Below are 16940 nucleotides of genomic sequence, written 5' to 3' on the forward strand. Positions count from 1 at the left end.
ATTGACGGCGCGTGAACACCGCCATGATATGCCGCCCCTCAGGGCATCACCAACTTTCGCTCATTACTCCGATTTCGCGATCAAGCTGGGTGAGATCCAGACAGCGGCGCACGATGCGTTCGCGGCCTTGGAAGAAGGGGACCGCCAGAGTTTCGATAACGTGGTCTCGCAGCTTGGCCGCCTAGGTGGCGTGATTGCCTCTGTCACCAGTCTGGCGAACAGCATGGGCGCGGCCATCGCGCGGGCGGCAGGCACGGCACCGGACCAGAAAGCCACGCAGGCCATGCGGGACCGGCACGCGGCCGAGGCTGCCAGCATGGACAGCATGGAAGCGCAGCGCGAGGCTCTGGAAGGCTTCACGGCGGCCGAGGAGGCCCGCAACGGCGCATCGGCGGAACAGCTTCGACTGCAACAGGAGATCGAGGCTGTTAGGCGGCGCGCAGGGGCCGCAGGAGCCACGCTGACCGACCAGCAGGCCAATGACCTTGCCGTGGCCTCTCTGGCAGGCAGCGCGGCCCGCAGCGCCGCTGGCAAGGGTGGCGGCGGATCGAAAGGCAGAAAGAGCGGTGGCGGCGGGAAGGCAGCGGTCGATGAGTTCGCCAAGGAGGCCGAGGGCATCCGCGACCGCACGGCAGCCCTGCAGGCCGAAGCGGCGGTTCTGATCGCCGTGGCGGCGTCCGGCAAGGAATACGGCGATGCCCTGGAGTTCGCCCGCGCCAAGGCCGAACTGCTGCACGCGGCTCAACAGGACGGAAAGAAGATCACCCCGGAACTGGAAGCCGAGATCGACAGGCTGGCCGAGGCTTACGTGCAGGCCGGGCTGAAAGCCGAGGGCGCGGCGGACAAGCTGGACCTGATCAAGGAGCGCAGCCAGGCAGGCAAGGACGCATTGTCCGATCTGTTCGGCTCGATCTTCGACGGATCCATGTCGGCCAAGGAAGCCGTGGGTCAGTTGCTGATGGAAATTGCCAAGATGCAGTTCATCAAAGGCATGATGCAACTTCCCGGCATGGGTGGCCTCGCCAGCATTGTCGGCGGCGCGCTGGGCTTTGCTTCAGGTGGTTACACGGGAGCGGGCCCAAAGGATCGTGTGGCGGGCGTGGTGCATGGGGGTGAGTATGTCTTCTCAAAGGACGCAGTGGACCGCATAGGCGTCGGTCCTCTCGACATGTTGCATCGCGGCACTCGCGGCTTCATGCAGGGTGGTCTGGTGCCGGGCGGTGAAGCAGGTAGCGAAATCGAATTTCAGTGCAAAGGAGCTACATTGTGAGCGTCGTCGTTCTTCGGTTGGGTGACAATTTCGCGGCACTGGCAGGGGATGGTGTATGGACGGAGCCTCTCACGGGATGCGTGGGTGGCTATGTCTCGAAGCTTCATCTCGCGCCAGAATATGAAACCATGTTTGGGGTTACAGGCGCTGGCGGCTTTGGCCATCTCATGATCATGAACAAAAACCCGAAGGTGCGAGACTTCGACGAATTCGTTGATGATCTACCGCGACTGGCACGGGCTACACATGAGGACATGCTGCACCTTGGCTTGGCCGTAGGCGGTGAAACGATCTCGAATATCATGGCCGTAGGCTGGTCTCAGGCACAGCAGTGCTATGCTGGCTTGCGGATGACGACTTACGAGAAGGGCAGCACCAACAGTGCGACTGGAGAGGAGCGTCGCCTCGCCGCGTTCGAGCCACATTTTGTCCCGCCCGGCGCATTGATTGTTTCCACCGGGATCGACGCCCAAGTGATGGAGCAATTTGGTATCTTCGATGATGATCAGCATGAACGCGATGGACCATTGGACCACATGGTTCGCATTGTAGCTGGTGCTCGTGCTTCGGAGCAGAGCCCAACCGACCAGGGCTGCACTAGCAACATCGGGGGATATGTTCAGCTGGCTATATTCCAGAAACCTGAGATGAGAAGTTCTGTTGTTCATCGCTGGCCTGAAGACGTGGTGGGGAACCGGTTGATCCCTCCAGAGGAACCCCGCTGCCAGAATGGCTATCGACCTGAGTGTGATGCAATGGACTCTCGCCACAGACGTGGCGATTGACTATCTTCAGTCTGAACCTTGGACGGTCTGTAATGGAATACAGCTTTCACATTGAGGGCAGCTATGACCCTGAGACGATCCCCATGGATCGGCTGGGCGAGTATCTGCAAGCCTTGGCCCAGCTTCTGGGCGAGAAAGCGAACGTCCATTTCAAGGAAGTGACCGAGGGGTGTGTTGCGCTTCACGCCACGATTGATTCGCCTGCGCAAGTTCGTGTCGCGGATCGCGTCGAAGCCGCAAACAGCCCTGCTCCGCCGAAGGACATAGCCAAGGCGGTCGAGACGCTTGACGAGATGTTGCGGAAGGACAACGCAACCGGCAGTTTGCGCGACAGCAGCGACCGCGTGGTGATCCCGTTTCCGGGCATCGACAAGAAGCTGCCCCCTGTCTTTGGGCCGATCAAGCAAGAGGGCAGCTTGAGCGGCCAGGTGGTGCGCGTGGGCGGAAAGGACGACACAATTCCCGTGCATCTGCGCGATGGTGACACAGTTCTGACTGGCCTAACCGCAAATGAAGAAACAGCCCGGCGATTGGCGCACCATTATCTTGGCGGCGTCATCCGTGTGCATGGTATAGGCACGTGGTTCCGCGAGGCCAGTGGGGCCTGGCGGCTGTCGGCTTTCCGCATCAATGACTTTGAGGTTCTGGACGATGCGCCGCTTGGCGATGTCGTTGCCCGTCTACGTGCCGTCAGGGGTAGTAAGTGGGGTGAGGTGCCGGACCCTGTGGCATCGCTTCTGGCCGAGCGGAATGGCGGCGGAGAGACGCATTGATTGTTGCCCTTGATGCATCTGTTCTGGTCTTCCTGTTCGAGAAAGACGCAAAGGCCCCGATCAACCCAGAGACGGGGAAGCCGCTTGAACGCTGCTATGATCGGGTGAATCACCTGATTGCCGAACTGGCGGCAAGTTCGGCCAAGATTGTTATACCGACACCTGCCTTGGCTGAAGTGTTGGTAATGGCGGGCGAGGCTGCCCCGGAATGGCTCAATACCATCGGGAAATCTCGGCACTTTGTGGTTGCTGACTTTGACGTGCGCGCCGCCATTGAACACTCCGCACAGATGAGCAGCGCACCCAGGCCGCTTGCGCAGGGCAAGCAGAAGGCGAAGTTCGACTACCAGATTATCGCCATTGCGCGTGTGGCGGGCGCCGAGGCGATTTATTCCTTCGACAGCGACGTTGCAAAAGACGCTGGCCCTGGCTTGAAAGTGTATGGAGGCTTTGATTTACCATTGCCCCCAGAGGACCAACAAGGCGATCTATTCCGCCCGTAACCCTTGCTCGGCTGCTTTTCTTCTTGCCTCACGAATGGCTGTCTTTGCTGCCCGGACGTTTGACTTCTTGCACCAGTGCAGGTTGCCAAAACCATCGCTCACTCCGATTTGCGCAAAATCAGCATCAACAAAGTCGCTCGACAGAGGCAGAACGAAAGCGGCCATATCCCCCACTTCAACGCGTTGGCCCTTTGCTGAAGCGCCTGCATGGGAGTGGTCATAGCCGATGAAGAAGCCCATCCGTCTGAGGAATGTTCTTTTGATCCACGATGGCCGACCAAATGGAACGCCGATGCGGTTCGGAGATGGGCCTAGGTTCAGCGCTTCGATCCAGATATCTGGCCCTATCGTTGTGCTGCCCTGGTAGATATTCTTCACGCCTATCGAAACTCGAAATCTAGGCTTGCGAACCACATCCTTATACACGGTCCATCCTGCAATGAATGCAGATACCACAAGTGACAGACCGGAAACGAGCAGCGGAAGCCATGCGGGAACGTCCTGCATCACCTATTCCCTCCGCGCTTATATGCCCTTCTGGAGGCCAAGTAGTGCCCCATATGCTGCCTGAAGAAATTCCTTAAGCGATTTCCAATAGGCATTCAAAGTTGTCCCAGATCAGTGTGGACGCATCATGTTGCTCTCACGACGCGCAGACCTGCCGGAGAGATGAGCGATGGAACCTTGCCAAGGCCAGTCATCCTGAGGGAATAACCCTTCGCAACTAGATCAGCTGCTTCATCCAGTGTCTGCACGTAGACAGCGTTCCGTTCGTGGTGCTTCTCATTGCCGTGGCGCGGGTCGCCCAAGCAGTAGCCCTGCGCTGTGTGCCAAGGGTGCTCCTGTTTTCCTCCACGTGGTTTGACCCGCTCAATCCGCACCACTTTGCCGATAATTGCCATTCACTCTTCCTCACTCTTGTCGTTCGCTGGGGGCGCAGAAGGGCTGGGGGCGGATTTTCCTTCCTTTTTCTTTTTCTTTGGGCGCACTTGCTTTGGGGGCACCGCCTCTTTCAACGTGGCGACAAGATCCTCTCTTTTCTTCTGTCGCGCAGGAAGAACCATCGAGTTGAAGATAAACTCTTCCAAGATATCCATTTGCAGACTGATCTGATCGGCGTCTGGCCGCCAGCCGCGATGTGCCGCCGCGCTCCCGGCATCAACAAGCACCTGTAGCTTCGCTCGCTCTGAGGGGCGAATTTTCCCGCTGTCCGTAAGCGAGGTCAGTTTGTCTTCGAACGGCAATCCGGGCTGGATCCCCAATGCCTCGGATGCAGCATCGAACGCTGTTCGGATACCAATAGACGAGAGAACCAAAAGATCGGCGTCCAGCGCGCGGTAAAGTTCATTCATCGCAGTGTTGAGGGGTATATTCTGGAAAAGATGCGTGCCTTCCACTCGGTAACGGTCGAACCAGTCGGGAAGTTGCCGCCTAGCCTTCGCAGGCCAAAGGTCCACCGTCTTTATGCTTTCTTGGACATGATCGTCATTGTGATCAAAGTAATCGTGATAGCTCTCTGAATCAGTATAAACGGTTTGTGCAAAGGTAAAATCACAGCCGCAACAAACCAACAGATACCAGTTGGTGTTCCAGTGAAATTGGCCGCCGTCGTCGGAACCGCTGTCTTCATGAAAGCCTTTGACTTCGCAATTTCGCTCCCCGCCGCAGCGTCCGCAGTGGGCCTTGATTATGGTGCCCAAGGCTTCCTCAGTCATTTTGCTCCAATCTCACTCCCATCCCTGCCGCCATTCTTTAGTCCTATCTCGGCCTGAACGGCACGACGTTGGCTCGATCCTCACCCCGCATGAACCCTAGCGCACCTTCTTTCTCAAGCGCCTGTAGAGCAGCGTCGCGGGCGTCTTTGTCACTAGCGAACCGATCATCCCAGACATGACTGGAGCCCTCGCTATCCACGACCTCCAGCAGCCACTCGGCTTCATCCTCACCACGATAAATCTGGATATCGAAGCGATAGCCGTCCACGATGAACGACTGGCTCTTGCCAGAATGAATGATGTTCGGCGTGTCGTCTGTCATGTCCTGCTCCTTCAAACCGGGATAGGCGGAGCCATAGCACGAACCTGAGGAAGCACTTCCAGCCATTCCGGCTTCATTGCCTTCCGTAGATTTGCCAGCTCAACATGTTCCTCGATGGTGCCTAGAACCTCAACCATATGCTCTTGCAGGATGATGAGCATGCAGGCGTTCACCACCTTGAATTCCTCTGGGCAGGTTTCCAGCTGCCGCTTCATCCGCTCACGGGCGCGGCGCAGTTCCTTGATACGCTTGGTGTTGTTCACTTCCGAAGCCTCACCCCAGCCCCGCCGCCGTTCTCGGGGATGAACTCAACCCCCGCAGCTTCCAGGGCAGCACGAATGGCGTCAATCGCTTGAGGGGACACCACGCGCCGCTCCTTTTCGAAGTCGATGACAGTTGATTGGCCAAGGCCTGCTGCCTTTGCAAGCTCAGCCTGGGTTATTGATATGAGGCCCCGGGCAGCCCGCGACTGTGCTGGTGTCATAAATCAACGTTTTTCGTTGACGGCATGTCGCCGTGCAGGTATCAATGTTTTTCGTTGATACCTCATATCGGGAGACCCCGCAATGCCACGCGACTGCGTTTCGGCAGCCACTACCGGCTTGCCTACTGCAACCCTTTACGAAATCCACGACTGCCTTGTGTTGGCGTTGGACGCCACCGAAGGCGACCATCCCCGGCGCTGGCAGATGCCGGAAGCTCGCGGTTATCTGCGTCACGCCCTGCGCGACATGCGCCGCCTGATGGGGGAGGTAGCGGTATGAGCAAGGAACCGACCAATCCCGAACTGATTGCCAGCGCCTCCTCTATTGCCCTAACTGGCCGCCGCCTGATCGACAGCACCGATCGGACCAGCTTCCGCGACGTGGGCGAGGCGCTGGATGCTTTGCACGAGCATCTGGGCGTTGCTGGCGGTGCCCTGCTGATCTTGGCCCGCCGCCTTGGCTGCGAGGCCGAAGTGGAGCGGATGCTAAAAGAGGGGCAGGACCGCGTCACCGCCTTCCGTGCCGGCATGGGAATGGGAGGCAAGGCATGAGCAGCGTTCGCCTTACCGATGGCCGGGTGCTCCACATCCCCGGCGCCCCGTTTGTCCTCGACAGTCACAGCGTCATCATGGCCCCTGCAGATAATGCCCTGGCCGAACTTGTGCCACTAATCCCCGCCGACGACCTGTTGCTGTTCGCAGGTAGGTTGGTGACGGGCGCCAGAAAGCGCCGCCGCGAGCCCAAGTATGCAGAAGTGAACGCTGCTCGTCTCAAGCTGGCACGTCTCTGCATCGATCACGCACTAGCCGAATGGTCAGCCGTGCAGGTGGCAACCGATGCGTGAGGCAGCGTTGCGGGTGGTATCTCGACCAGATGGTAAACACGAGGTGCAGACCGCAGGCGGCGACGTGCTGGCCGTCTGCGATAGCAACGCGCAAGCCTGGCGCTGGATCGACCGGAACTCTGCAGAAGGTCAAAAAACAGACAATCGGCAGCTCCGGATCAGGCAGTCAGATCGCTTCACATGACTGCCCTATCGTGCCTGCACGATAAATCCGATACGGTGACGGGTTTGGCAGCGCGGCCTTTGTGAGTTTTACTCAAAATACTTGCACAGGGCGTTTTTGTGTGCTTTACTCACAATGAGAGACGAGGCACATCACATGGCGAAGTTACCAGCAATCATCGAACTCATCGCAAAACACGACACGCGATCCGTTGCGACGATCACCAATTATGCACGGGTGCTCCGTGACGCAGGCGTGCTTCCGAAGGGAAAGCGTGGCAGAGGCGCACCCGAAATGCATCAGACCGATGTAGCCGATTTGATCCTGGGCCTTGCAGGAGCGGGGGATGCGGTGAACGCGCCTCACGCGGTCGAGCTCCTAAGAGGCGCTAAGCTGCAGCCGAAAGCAGAACTGGAACATGATGGTATCGTGGACGTCCACGATGAACTCGCTCATTGGTCCATCAAAGACTTCTGCGAGGACTTCGGCTTTCTCCTGGCTAGCTTGCTGGTGGACGAGCCTTATCGAGACGATGTGCTTATTGACGATGCGGGCGAGTGGATCGGCGTCACCAATATGACTGTCACGATAGACGAGGTAGTGCCCGATCTAGCTTTTGCCTCTGCCACGGTAATGCTCGATGACGGGAACCAATGGGTGAGACTGAGTTTCGCAACGCCGAATATCGAAGAAGTCTCTGTCCCAGACAATCCTTCTCGTGAGCTTATCGGCCTAAATGCTACCTGGGCCAGATCAACCCGCATTGACTATAGCTTCTTTGTCGCGGCGAGCGTCTGCATCAATGGAGGTCATCGTGGTGGGTTCGAATAAAAGCGGGCGTTTGCCATATTTTATTTCCGAAGCCCTTTTCGGTTTATGTGGATAACCAAAAACTCGGCTTTGGATTTTCATTCGCTCGCCCGAATATAGGGGCATCAAGCAAACGCCCACAAGCGACGCCCTAAGGAAGTAAAGACGATGATCGAGCAGAATAACCCGCTTGCGGGATCGGAGGTGCTCACTCTGCCACCTGCCTTGCGCAAGCCGCGCCTGCGCCGCGATGAAGCCAGCCAGTATCTGGAGTTGGCGCACGGCATCTCGTTAGCACCTTCGACCCTGGCCACGATGGCGACTAGGGGCGGCGGCCCTGCCTTTCAGAAGATCAACCGCACTCCGCTCTACCCGCGCACCTCCCTCGACGAATGGGCCGTGGAAAAGCTCGGGGATCTGCGCACTTCGACCTCGGAGGAATGAAGCGATGAACGCTCGTGCCGAAACCATCCTCGGCTTCGCCAGCGGCTACGGCCAGAGCGATACCCATATTGCCACCCTGACCGATGGGCGCCCGAACCCATCATCGCAGGCAGGGCAGCCATATGAGCAAATCACTGGGAAGCAGATACTCGGAATGGTGAAGAACCCGCCTTCTGCTCCGAAGGAGAAAGCACGCTGGTTCATTCCGAGCACTTATTCTGCCTCCGATGCCCGCTCCCATGAAGCGCAGCGCCTAAAGGGGAATTTCTTCTGGCTGCCGCTTGATGTCGATCAGAATAATCTCCCGCTGAGCGATATCTTTGGAGCAGTCCATGCAGTCCTGCCAGATAGCCATTGCATCATCTATTCCTCGCGTTCCGCGACTGAGGAAAATAGAAAATGGCGCGCGCTTGTCCCGCTGAGGGACACCATCCCTGGCTCAGATTACCCTGATACGTTGGCCGCCTTCTATGACCTTCTGGAAACAGCAAGCGATGGCGCGCTGATACCAGATCGTGCCCTCGGTCGCCCTGGTCAGTTGGTCTATCTCCCGAACAAGGGACAGCATTACGAATTCCATATGCATCGTGGCCAGGCCGTTGCCCTGACGCCGGATAATCCCGTTATCATCCGCCGTGAGGAGAACCGCGCCCGGTTAGAGGCTGCGCAGAAATTCGCGCGGAAAGAGCGCGAGCGTCGTCCAGTCCTTGGTGCCCAGGGATCCGACATCAGCCCGGTTGATCACTTCAACCAGAGCCACAATGTCGCCGACCTTCTTGCCCGCTACAGATATAGTCAGGCGGGGCAGTCTCCGGACTGGCGCAGCCCCATGCAGACGTCAGGGAGCTATGCCACCAAGAACTTCGGCGACTACTGGGTAAGCTTGTCAGCGAGCGATGCGGCCGCCGGGATCGGTCGGGCCACGCCGGATGGTCACCGCTTCGGCGATGCCTTTGATCTGTATGTCCATCATGAGAAGGGCGGGGATTTCACCAGCGCTGTCCGAGACTATGCGCACGAGGCGGGACTGCGGCCCCATCCGGAGCCCGCCGGTGCCGCCCAACCTCAGGACACTGAACCGGACACCTCACCTGATGACGATGACGAACTGACGGACGAAGATGCTGCACCGGAAAAGCCGACCTCAGATTGGCCGTTCAAGGTCACAAAGAACGGTGTCTGGAAGCGCAGCGACAAGATGGACAAGGAAACCGGCAGGATCATCACCAAGTGGGTGCCGATCTGTTCAGAACTGCATGTCTTGGCGGAAACGCGTGATGCGGATGGCGAAGAATGGGGTCGGCTCCTTGATGTGGTAGACCGCGACGGCCGGCGCAAGCGCTGGGCGATGCCGATGGCGCTGATGGCGGGCGACGGCAGCGCCATTCGTGATCGGCTCTATTCGCTTGGCCTTGTCCCATCACAGGCCAGAGATGCCCGGCAAGCGCTGCTCGAATACATCGGTTCTGCCCAGCCCGAACAGAAGATGCGTTGCGTATCCCGTATCGGGTGGAGCGGCGGCGCCTTTGTCCTCCCTTCTCAAACCATCGGAACCTTCTGACATGAACGAACGCGTGATCTTTCAGAGCGCCGTCCCGCTCGACAATCCGTATCGCTGCGCCGGAACCTTGCAGACATGGCAGGCCGAAGTAGGCAAGAACGCCGTGGGCAACAGCCGGCTAATGCTTGCGCTCTCCGCTGCCTTCGCCGGTCCCCTGCTCCAGCCCCTCAGCGTCGAGGGTGGCGGCTTCCATTTCCGGGGCGGATCCAGCACCGGCAAGACAACGGCCCTCCAGGTGGCAGGATCGGTCTGGGGAGGTGGCGGCATCAACGGCTATGTCGGCACGTGGCGCGCGACATCGAACGGGCTTGAAGGAATTGCCGCCCTGCATTGTGACACGCTTCTGTGCCTCGATGAGATTGGACAGATCGACGCTCGCGAGGCCGGCCAAGTCGCATACATGCTGTCCAACGGTCGGGGCAAATCCCGCGCTGGTCGAGGGGGTGAGGCCCGGAAGTCATCAGAATGGCGCGTCCTGTTCTTGTCGTCGGGTGAAATCAGCTTGGCGCAGAAGATCGCAGAGGACACCCGTAATCGCCGCGCCATGGCGGGACAGGAGGTGCGGATCGTCGACGTCACTGCCGATGCAGGGGCCGGGATGGGCATCTTCGAGGTGCTGCACGGCTTCCCCGGCCCTGATGCGTTCGCGCGTCATTTCAAGGCGGCAATCTCGAAGAACTACGGCCACGCCTCTATCGCATTCCTGACGAAGCTGGTTGAGGCTCCTACCAAGAATGTCGAACGCGCCGCAGTTCTGATGAAGGCCTTCCAAGAGCAGAATACTGTTTCGGGCGCGGATGGTCAGGTGTCCCGTGTTCTGGCCCGCTTCGCACTAGCAGCTGCGGCAGGTGAGCTCGCGCTGGAGTTCGGCATATTGCCATGGGCATCGGGTAATGCGTTCGACGCTGCTCGCAAGTGCTTTCGCGCCTGGATTGACGGACGTGGAGGCACCGAAGCTGCCGAGGATCGCGACGCCCTCACCACTGTGCGTCGCTTCCTGGAAGCACATGGCTCCAGTCGTTTCGAACTTATTCACGGCGAAGCACACGCTGGGACCGAGCAAGCCATCGATAGTCGCATCATCAATCGCGCTGGGTTTGTTCGCCATCAGGACGGTGAGCGAGAATACATCTTCCTACCAGAGACCTGGAAAGACGTCTGTGCAGGAATGGATCCGGGCCGCGTGGCGAAGGTGCTTGTCGAGCGCGGATTTATGCTGACCGGGGGTGACGGCAAGCCTCAGGTCAAGCAGCGTCTTCCCGGAATTGCGAAGCCTGCACGCTGCTATGTCGTCTCATCGTCGATCCTGGCAGATGACTGAGCCTGTTCCCCTTGTTCCCCAAGCGCGAAAACTTGGGGAACAGAGATTTAGCTAACGTTTTCAAACCTGTTCCCCATGTTCCCCGTGTTCCCCACCAGAAACACCTACCCGGAGATAGAAATGCCCTTCAAAGCTCCCAGAATTTGCTCATGCGGCAAGGTCGTCCCCGCAGGTGTAAAATGCGAATGCCAGAAGGCCCGCAAGCGGGCGAGCGACAAGACATATGATGCCAAGCGGCCAAGTGCCCGCCAGCGGGGCTATGACAAGGCTTGGGAGAGGGCATCAAAGCTCTTCCTGTCCAGACGGGAAAATCGGCGCTGTGTAGTATGCGGGGAGCCTGCAACCGTCGTTGATCACCGTATAGCATTCAAAGGGGACGACGCGCTTAGGATGGACCCAGCTAACTGGCAGCCCATGTGCCGCCCTTGCAACTCGCGGAAGAACGTCCGCGCTGAAGGTGGTTTCGGCAGGCACCGGCGCGAAGACCAATAACTGCGGAGGCCTTCGGCTCTAGGGCCTTCCAAGCTGCAAGCCGTATACCGAGACCGTTTATCCTGTCCGATAAAATACCCGTCTCGGGCGAAAGGTCACGCTGCACTGGCACTAGCAATCCTCATTGTTGAAAGGTCCGCCCGCTCTGGTCGGATGCCAGTTGTGGATCAGGTGCTTTAAAAGCAGCATCGCCGGTAGCATGCATATTGAGGATGAGATGACCGAACACTCTGATAACCCGAACATGGCTGCACGCTTCATGATCGATCAACAGATGATGGAAGCACTGCAAAAGTCAGTCGAACACGGTGCCACCGTATGGTTCGCCGCATTGAGGATGATGGAAGCAGGGACCATTCAGATGGTGGCAAACTTCGGCCCTGAATATACTGCCACGGTCCTCCGCGACATGCTGGCCAACATCGAGGCCGGAAAGTTGAACTACCGCGAAGGCAACTTCAGCTACGCACCACCCCCGCGCTGAGGGGCGCGGCGACCTCTTGGTGGGTGAGCCGATGGCCTTCCCCTGGTTATGCATGGCGCACCAGGCAATGGCACACCATGCAACGTAAGATCACGGAAGCTGCGCCTTAGTGATCATTCGCTGGATTGCATCGACTGTCTCGTCAACGATGAACTGATGACCCTCAGTGCCTTTCAGCCCGGCCAGATGAACAGTCGTCTTCTCGCCAGTTAGATATGGCTCGAAAGCAACGATGTGGTTGATAGCGATTGTGATCGGAAAGGTTGTTCTGCCTGCATTCCGATTGAGCGTGATAAACATGGCGTCTCCGTAGTTCGTGCCGCCATGACCATAGCGCAGGCCACCTTACCCGCAATCACCGAAACCCTGCAGGACATGCACCCCGCACCAGATGCAAGGGGGGGGGGTGGTCGTCAACTTTGCCCCTTTTTCGGGGACCAGTGCGGGGGGTTTCGCGCAAGATATGACCGAATTGGAGATTTTGGGAATGGGCTTTTGCTGCCCTGTTCCCCTTGTTCCCCAAGCCCTCGCGACATGGGGAACAGCGATTTCCTCAGTAAAATAAGGGGTGTTCCCCATGTTCCCCTTGTTCCCCGCAAAAAATGCGCTGCCCGACAAACAGAGACTTTGAATACCAGGGAACGAAGGCCGGAGAGAGCGCAGCTCAGGGCTGAAGGCTGCTGCCAACTTGGCGTCTCCGTGCCTGACGCAAGCACAACGAATCACCAGAATAATATAGGGCCGAAGAACCCTCTCTCTTGCATCTTCCGGGATGGAGCATGCTTTCTCGAAGCACCACTCCCCTCACCTTTCCGTGATAGCGAACGGTATAGAGCCTGGGTCTATCATGGTTCCGCCATGGTTCCACAACATCAGCAAAGCAAAAGGCCGCCCCGAAGGACAGCCATTTTTCTCAACATTTCCACTGTATTAGTGGTGCCGGTGAAGGGACTCGAACCCCCGACCCCATCATTACGAATGACGTGCTCTACCAGCTGAGCTACACCGGCATCTGGTTGTGCCGCGCCGGATAGCAGCTTCCGGGCCGGGGGAAAAGGGGGCGCGGGATTTTTTCTGCGCCCTTTCCGTGCCGCATCCCTAGGGCCGGGTCCTGCCCTCGGTCCAGTCGGCGTCCTCGGGCGGGGCCACGTCGGGGCGGACCAGGACCGGTTCCACGACCGGAGGCGACGGAGGGGTGGACACGATCACCAGTTCGGGCCGGGGTTCCGGCCTGGCGGGGGCAGGCTCGGGCGTGGTGATCGTGCGCGCAGGCTCGACCGTGACGTAATCGCTTTCGCGCGGCACCATGCCGGGGGCGACATCCGCGACCTCGACCCGGCGGACGGGGGGCGGACCGGCGGGCTTTTCGGGCGCGCCATGCTGCACGGGGGCGTCCGGCTGTGGCGCGGGTTCTGTCGCAGGCTCTTGCCTGGGCGCGCCGACCAGCAGCGGCAGCATCTCGGCGCCCGTGGCGGTCGCGACGGAGCGGACGCTGTCAGGCTCGCGCCAGGTCAGCGTGTCGAAGCCGCCGCAGCTGTCGCAGACGGGCGCCCAGTCGGACATCACGTTGTGGCACTTGTCGCACACCCATTGCGGCCCGCGGGACGCCGTCAGCGCGCGCGCCAGATAGCCGCGCACGACGCTGTCGTCCGCGCCCTCGCCCCGTTCTACGGCGGCCATGATGGACAGGGTGCGCACCGTCGGGTGCTTTTCCGCCAGATCGCCAAGGGCGCGGCGGGCGCCGGGGAAATCCTCGGCCGCCAGCAGCAGTTCGGCCTTGAGCAGGCGCGATTCCTCGTGGTCGGGGCTTTTGGCGATCAGGCGGTTGAACCGGGCCAGGCGGGCGGCGGGGGTCTCGTCCGGGACGATCTCGGCGTAAGCCGCGGCCACGTCGGGATGCGGGCGCACCGACCAGGTCTTTTCCAGGACGCGCGAGGCGTTGCGGTAGTCCTTTTGCGCGATATAGCTGCGCGCGGCCAGCACCGCCGCCGGGATCAGGTCGGGGCTTGCCTTGTTGGCCGAAATCGCGGCCTCGCGCGCGCTGATCGAATTGCCGTGCGCCAGGACCTCGCTGGCCTCTTGCAGGGCCAGAACGGCGTCGCGGCGGATATGCACGTCCTTGGGCAGGTCGCCTTGGCGGCGCTTGTCCTTCAGCAGCTGCCGCGCGCCCTTCCAGTCACCCTCGCGCATTTCCAGGCCCAGAAGCGTGTCCTGCACCTCGCGGTGCCTGGGCTTGAGGGCATAGGCCTTTTGCGCCAGAAGCAGCGCGGTCGCCGTGTCGCCCTCGTCCATCTTCTGGCGCATCAACCCGCGAATGCCGACGAACCGGGTGCGGTCGTCCTCCAGCAGGGTGCGATACACCTGGCCCGCGCGGGCCTTGTCGCCCGCGACCTCGGCCGCCTGGGCAGACAGCAGGTTGGTGATGTGGGGCATGTTCAGGTATTTCTCGGCCCGCGCCGCCTTGTCCTGCGCCAGCTTCCCTTCGCCCGACGCGACGGCCAGCATCCCCTCGCCCAAGGCCTCATAGCCCTTGCGCTCGCGCGAGCGGGCGAAATAGCGGTCGATGGCGGTTTCGTCCCCCGCGATGAAGCGGATGAAGGCCAGGGCCAGGCCAAGCGCCTTGAAGACCAGCCAGGCCAACACCATCAGGACCAGCAGCGCCGCGACCGCCTTGACCGGGGTCAGGGCGTATTCGGTGCCCCCGTATTCCACGCGCAGCATCTGCCCGGTTTCGGACAAGTGGACCGCGCCCAGCGAAATGACCAGGACGACGGCAAAGAAGAACAGGATTTTCAACAAGGACAGCAGCATTGCCCGGACCTCAGTTTGAAGGGGCGGACAGGTCGGACAGGGCCGCCTGCGCGTCGCGATAGGTCGTGGCGCCCGTCAGCCATTCGGCCATGGCGGGGGCGGCGCGGGCGTCGTCAGGCAGCGCCTCGACTTCGGTCAGGGCATCCGCGATGCGGCCTTCCTGGACGGCGGCGTCGGCGCGCGACAGGACCGCATCCGGGTCCGTGCCCTCGCGCGGCTCGACGGACCGGGCGCCGGTCTGGGCGCGGATGAAGTTCCCGAACAGGCTGCCGTTGCCCGCCGCGCTGTCCTGTTGCAGGGACGCGCGCAGGGCGGCCCGCGCGGCCTCGGGGAAGGACGCCTGCAGGCTGTCGAGGCTGGGCACCTCGCGCGTCAGCGCCTCGGGCGTCTCGATCCCCGCGCCTTCCAGGGTCTGGCGCGCCTGATCGGGGGTGACGCCGCGATCCAGCGCGGTTTGCAGGGCGGCGATGGCGGCGACCGCCTCGGCCCGGCGGGTGGTTTCGGCGGCGGCCTCTTGCAACTGCTGCGCCTCGGCCTGGGCCGCGTTGATCTGGGCCTGCGCGGCCTGGGCGGCGGTCTGCAACTGCTGTTCCAGCGTGTCGGCCTGGTCGGCCAGGGTCTGCACGCGGGCGGCGAGTTCGGGGGCGATCTGCGGACGGGCAGACAATTCCCCGATCTGGGCGGCCTGTTGGTCGATCTGCTGGCGCAGCGCCGCCAGATCCTCGGCCGAGGGGCCTGCCGGGGCCTCGGGCTGATCCGGCGCGGCGGCAAGCTCGGCCCGCAGCGCGTCGATCTGTTCGGCGGTCGCGGCCCGGGCGGCGCTGACGGCCTCGGACCGGATGGCGGCCACATCGACCTGCGGCGCCTCGGCAGGTTGTGCTGCGGGCTGCGGGGGCAGCCAGCCCGCGGGCAGATGCGGCAGCGCCCAGATGGTCGCCGCCGATCCAAGGCCCGCCGCGACCACGCCGCCCAGGACCACGGGCCAGAAGCCGGTTTTCTTCACCGTGACCTTTTGCGCAGGCGGCGTGACCTGGGCATCCGGCCGTGCCGCCAGGGTCGCCGCATGTATCGGGGTGTCAGCAGCCTTGACGGCCTCGGCCTTGTCCGCCTCGGCTGGCGCCTCGATCCCGCCCGTCTCGGGCTTGCGCGCGGCAGGGGGGTGCTGGTCCGTCCCGTCGCCCAGCAGGGTGGATTCCACCGGCCTGATCTCGGCCCCCGTCGCGGCGGCGGCAGACCCGTCGCCCGCGCCGATGTCGGTCTGGGCGATGATGCCCGGTTCGGCGGCTTCCTTTTTCAGCATCAGGGGCGTCGTGTCCCGCGAAGTCTCGGATAGGCTGGAGCTTTTCGTCTTGTCTGGCTTTTTCACGTCTTGTCCCCGTCTCGCGGCACCACGCATGTCTGCGTGTGGCCCGCAGCCTAATGAGAGCGGGGCCGCTTCTCAACCCGCCCTGCGCATCATTGTTCCGCCACGGGCAGGTTGCGGATGGCCGCAACCATGGCCGCCGCGTCGGGCCTGCCGGCCACGGCATGACCGGCGGCAGGCGCGTCCCAGGCGGCCCGGGCCGCCTCGCTGATCGCCACCGGCCACAGCGCCGCCCTTGCCCCCCGCGCAGCATCCGCCGCCAGCCGCGCGCTGCGCGGCGAAAACAGCGGCAGCACCACAGGCGCATCGCCCGCCAGCAGCGCCTGCGCGTCCCTTGTCAGCGGCACGGGTTGCTGATCGTAAACGACCACCCCGGGCACCGGCAGTTCCCGCGCCAGATGCCGCCCATGCGGATGGATCAACGGCACGCCCGCGTCCCGTATCAGCGGCAGCAGCCCTTCGGCGGATCCGGTCCCCGTCCGCACGGCGAACCCCGCCGCCCGCGCCACCTGTGCCGTATGCCCGCCCACGCAGATCGCCAGCCGTCCCTGCCCCGGTCCCGCCGCCGCCACCGCATGGGCCGAGGTGAACACCAGCCCCGGCGCATCCCGCAACGCCACCCCGTCATGATCCACCCCCACGATCCGCAGGATGGGAGAGATCACGGCCCGCCACTCCGGCAGCATCGCCGCGAACCGTCGCGAATCCGCCCGGGGGCGGGTCAGCAGCAGGACGGGCCGCGCGGGACTGGACATTGGCAAACCCCATGACCGATGCTAGGGCCTAACGCGTAA

The 16940-nt window shown here is 61.5% G+C and carries 22 protein-coding genes, 1 tRNA gene and 1 pseudogene; 13 read left to right on the forward strand and 11 right to left on the reverse strand.

The genetic code is table 11. The features are described 5' to 3' along the window. The 4 genes and pseudogenes from GIY56_RS18355 to GIY56_RS06065 all read left to right on the forward strand — a co-directional run. A pseudogene (locus tag GIY56_RS18355) lies at window positions 1-1270 on the forward strand (hypothetical protein); the annotation flags it as partial. Next, the gene (locus GIY56_RS06055) at window positions 1267-2055 is read left to right on the forward strand and encodes a hypothetical protein (protein WP_154763934.1); all 789 of its coding nucleotides are present in this window, start codon (window positions 1267-1269) and stop codon (window positions 2053-2055) included. The pseudogene GIY56_RS18355 and the gene GIY56_RS06055, both read left to right, overlap by 4 nt. A 32-nt stretch (window positions 2056-2087) precedes the next feature. Beyond that, window positions 2088-2828, forward strand: coding sequence for a hypothetical protein (locus tag GIY56_RS06060; RefSeq protein ID WP_154763935.1), 741 nt, complete (start codon window positions 2088-2090; stop codon window positions 2826-2828). Continuing rightward, entirely contained in the window at window positions 2825-3331 is a 507-nt protein-coding gene (locus GIY56_RS06065; RefSeq protein WP_154763936.1) for a type II toxin-antitoxin system VapC family toxin, read from the forward strand. Before GIY56_RS06060 ends, GIY56_RS06065 begins: the two co-directional genes overlap by 4 nt. Here the strand turns inward: GIY56_RS06065 and GIY56_RS06070 are convergent. The 6 genes from GIY56_RS06070 to GIY56_RS06095 form a co-directional block, all read right to left on the reverse strand. Beyond that, the gene (locus tag GIY56_RS06070; protein WP_154763937.1) at window positions 3317-3838 is read right to left on the reverse strand and encodes a hypothetical protein; all 522 of its coding nucleotides are present in this window, start codon (window positions 3836-3838) and stop codon (window positions 3317-3319) included. The two genes, GIY56_RS06065 and GIY56_RS06070, sit on opposite strands and share 15 nt — an antisense overlap. Before the next feature lie 125 nt (window positions 3839-3963). Beyond that, on the reverse strand, window positions 3964-4233 hold the full coding sequence (locus tag GIY56_RS06075; RefSeq protein ID WP_154763938.1) for a hypothetical protein: 270 nt from the start codon (window positions 4231-4233) through the stop codon (window positions 3964-3966). Further along, complete coding sequence (locus GIY56_RS06080; RefSeq protein WP_154763939.1) at window positions 4234-5046, reverse strand: DUF4145 domain-containing protein; 813 nt, start codon at window positions 5044-5046, stop codon at window positions 4234-4236. It abuts the gene before it with no gap. Between the two features lie 43 nt (window positions 5047-5089). Then, on the reverse strand, window positions 5090-5368 hold the full coding sequence (locus GIY56_RS06085; RefSeq protein WP_154763940.1) for a hypothetical protein: 279 nt from the start codon (window positions 5366-5368) through the stop codon (window positions 5090-5092). Window positions 5369-5379: 11 nt separating this feature from the next. Then, on the reverse strand, window positions 5380-5631 hold the full coding sequence (locus GIY56_RS06090) for a hypothetical protein (RefSeq protein ID WP_154763941.1): 252 nt from the start codon (window positions 5629-5631) through the stop codon (window positions 5380-5382). After that, a complete protein-coding gene (locus GIY56_RS06095) occupies window positions 5628-5852 on the reverse strand; it encodes a helix-turn-helix domain-containing protein (RefSeq protein WP_154763942.1) in 225 nt (74 codons plus the stop codon). The genes GIY56_RS06090 and GIY56_RS06095 overlap by 4 nt, the downstream gene beginning before the upstream one ends. A 118-nt stretch (window positions 5853-5970) precedes the next feature. On the opposite strand from GIY56_RS06095, the gene GIY56_RS06100 reads away from it, so the two are divergent. The 9 genes from GIY56_RS06100 to GIY56_RS06140 all read left to right on the forward strand — a co-directional run bounded on the left by GIY56_RS06100 (window position 5971) and on the right by GIY56_RS06140 (window position 11972). After that, on the forward strand, window positions 5971-6132 hold the full coding sequence (locus GIY56_RS06100) for a hypothetical protein (RefSeq protein WP_230312337.1): 162 nt from the start codon (window positions 5971-5973) through the stop codon (window positions 6130-6132). Beyond that, complete coding sequence (locus GIY56_RS06105) at window positions 6129-6404, forward strand: hypothetical protein (RefSeq protein WP_154763944.1); 276 nt, start codon at window positions 6129-6131, stop codon at window positions 6402-6404. Before GIY56_RS06100 ends, GIY56_RS06105 begins: the two co-directional genes overlap by 4 nt. Beyond that, window positions 6401-6697, forward strand: a complete 297-nt coding sequence (locus GIY56_RS06110; protein ID WP_154763945.1) for a hypothetical protein — start codon at window positions 6401-6403, stop codon at window positions 6695-6697. Before GIY56_RS06105 ends, GIY56_RS06110 begins: the two co-directional genes overlap by 4 nt. A gap of 319 nt (window positions 6698-7016) precedes the next feature. Next, the gene (locus GIY56_RS06115) at window positions 7017-7691 is read left to right on the forward strand and encodes a hypothetical protein (RefSeq protein WP_154763946.1); all 675 of its coding nucleotides are present in this window, start codon (window positions 7017-7019) and stop codon (window positions 7689-7691) included. Window positions 7692-7838: 147 nt separating this feature from the next. After that, the gene (locus GIY56_RS06120) at window positions 7839-8114 is read left to right on the forward strand and encodes a hypothetical protein (RefSeq protein ID WP_154763947.1); all 276 of its coding nucleotides are present in this window, start codon (window positions 7839-7841) and stop codon (window positions 8112-8114) included. A 4-nt stretch (window positions 8115-8118) separates the two neighbouring features. Further along, a complete protein-coding gene (locus GIY56_RS18730; RefSeq protein WP_154763948.1) occupies window positions 8119-9675 on the forward strand; it encodes a DUF927 domain-containing protein in 1557 nt (518 codons plus the stop codon). Between the two features lies 1 nt (window position 9676). Further along, window positions 9677-10996, forward strand: coding sequence for a DUF927 domain-containing protein (locus tag GIY56_RS06130; RefSeq protein WP_154763949.1), 1320 nt, complete (start codon window positions 9677-9679; stop codon window positions 10994-10996). A 120-nt stretch (window positions 10997-11116) separates the two neighbouring features. Next, window positions 11117-11488 carry an HNH endonuclease gene (locus GIY56_RS18925; protein WP_154764397.1) on the forward strand — a complete coding sequence of 124 codons (372 nt, stop codon included), beginning with the start codon at window positions 11117-11119 and terminating at the stop codon, window positions 11486-11488. 199 nt (window positions 11489-11687) lie between these two features. After that, complete coding sequence (locus GIY56_RS06140) at window positions 11688-11972, forward strand: hypothetical protein (RefSeq protein ID WP_154763950.1); 285 nt, start codon at window positions 11688-11690, stop codon at window positions 11970-11972. Window positions 11973-12062: 90 nt separating this feature from the next. On the opposite strand, the gene GIY56_RS06145 is transcribed toward GIY56_RS06140, so the two are convergent. From GIY56_RS06145 to GIY56_RS06165, 5 genes are all read right to left on the reverse strand, one after another. Beyond that, a complete protein-coding gene (locus GIY56_RS06145; protein ID WP_154763951.1) occupies window positions 12063-12272 on the reverse strand; it encodes a hypothetical protein in 210 nt (69 codons plus the stop codon). A 634-nt stretch (window positions 12273-12906) separates the two neighbouring features. Further along, window positions 12907-12982, reverse strand: a tRNA-Thr gene (locus GIY56_RS06150). Between the two features lie 88 nt (window positions 12983-13070). Next, window positions 13071-14783 carry a heme biosynthesis protein HemY gene (locus tag GIY56_RS06155; RefSeq protein ID WP_154763952.1) on the reverse strand — a complete coding sequence of 571 codons (1713 nt, stop codon included), beginning with the start codon at window positions 14781-14783 and terminating at the stop codon, window positions 13071-13073. A gap of 10 nt (window positions 14784-14793) precedes the next feature. Then, the gene (locus tag GIY56_RS06160; protein WP_154763953.1) at window positions 14794-16149 is read right to left on the reverse strand and encodes a COG4223 family protein; all 1356 of its coding nucleotides are present in this window, start codon (window positions 16147-16149) and stop codon (window positions 14794-14796) included. An 89-nt stretch (window positions 16150-16238) separates the two neighbouring features. Beyond that, window positions 16239-16901: a uroporphyrinogen-III synthase gene (locus tag GIY56_RS06165; protein WP_230312339.1), complete on the reverse strand. Its 663-nt coding sequence runs from the start codon at window positions 16899-16901 to the stop codon at window positions 16239-16241. Window positions 16902-16940: the final 39 nt, after the last annotated feature.

It is taken from the genome of Paracoccus lichenicola, from assembly GCF_009708075.1.
GTDB classification, from domain to species: Bacteria; Pseudomonadota; Alphaproteobacteria; order Rhodobacterales; family Rhodobacteraceae; genus Paracoccus; species Paracoccus lichenicola.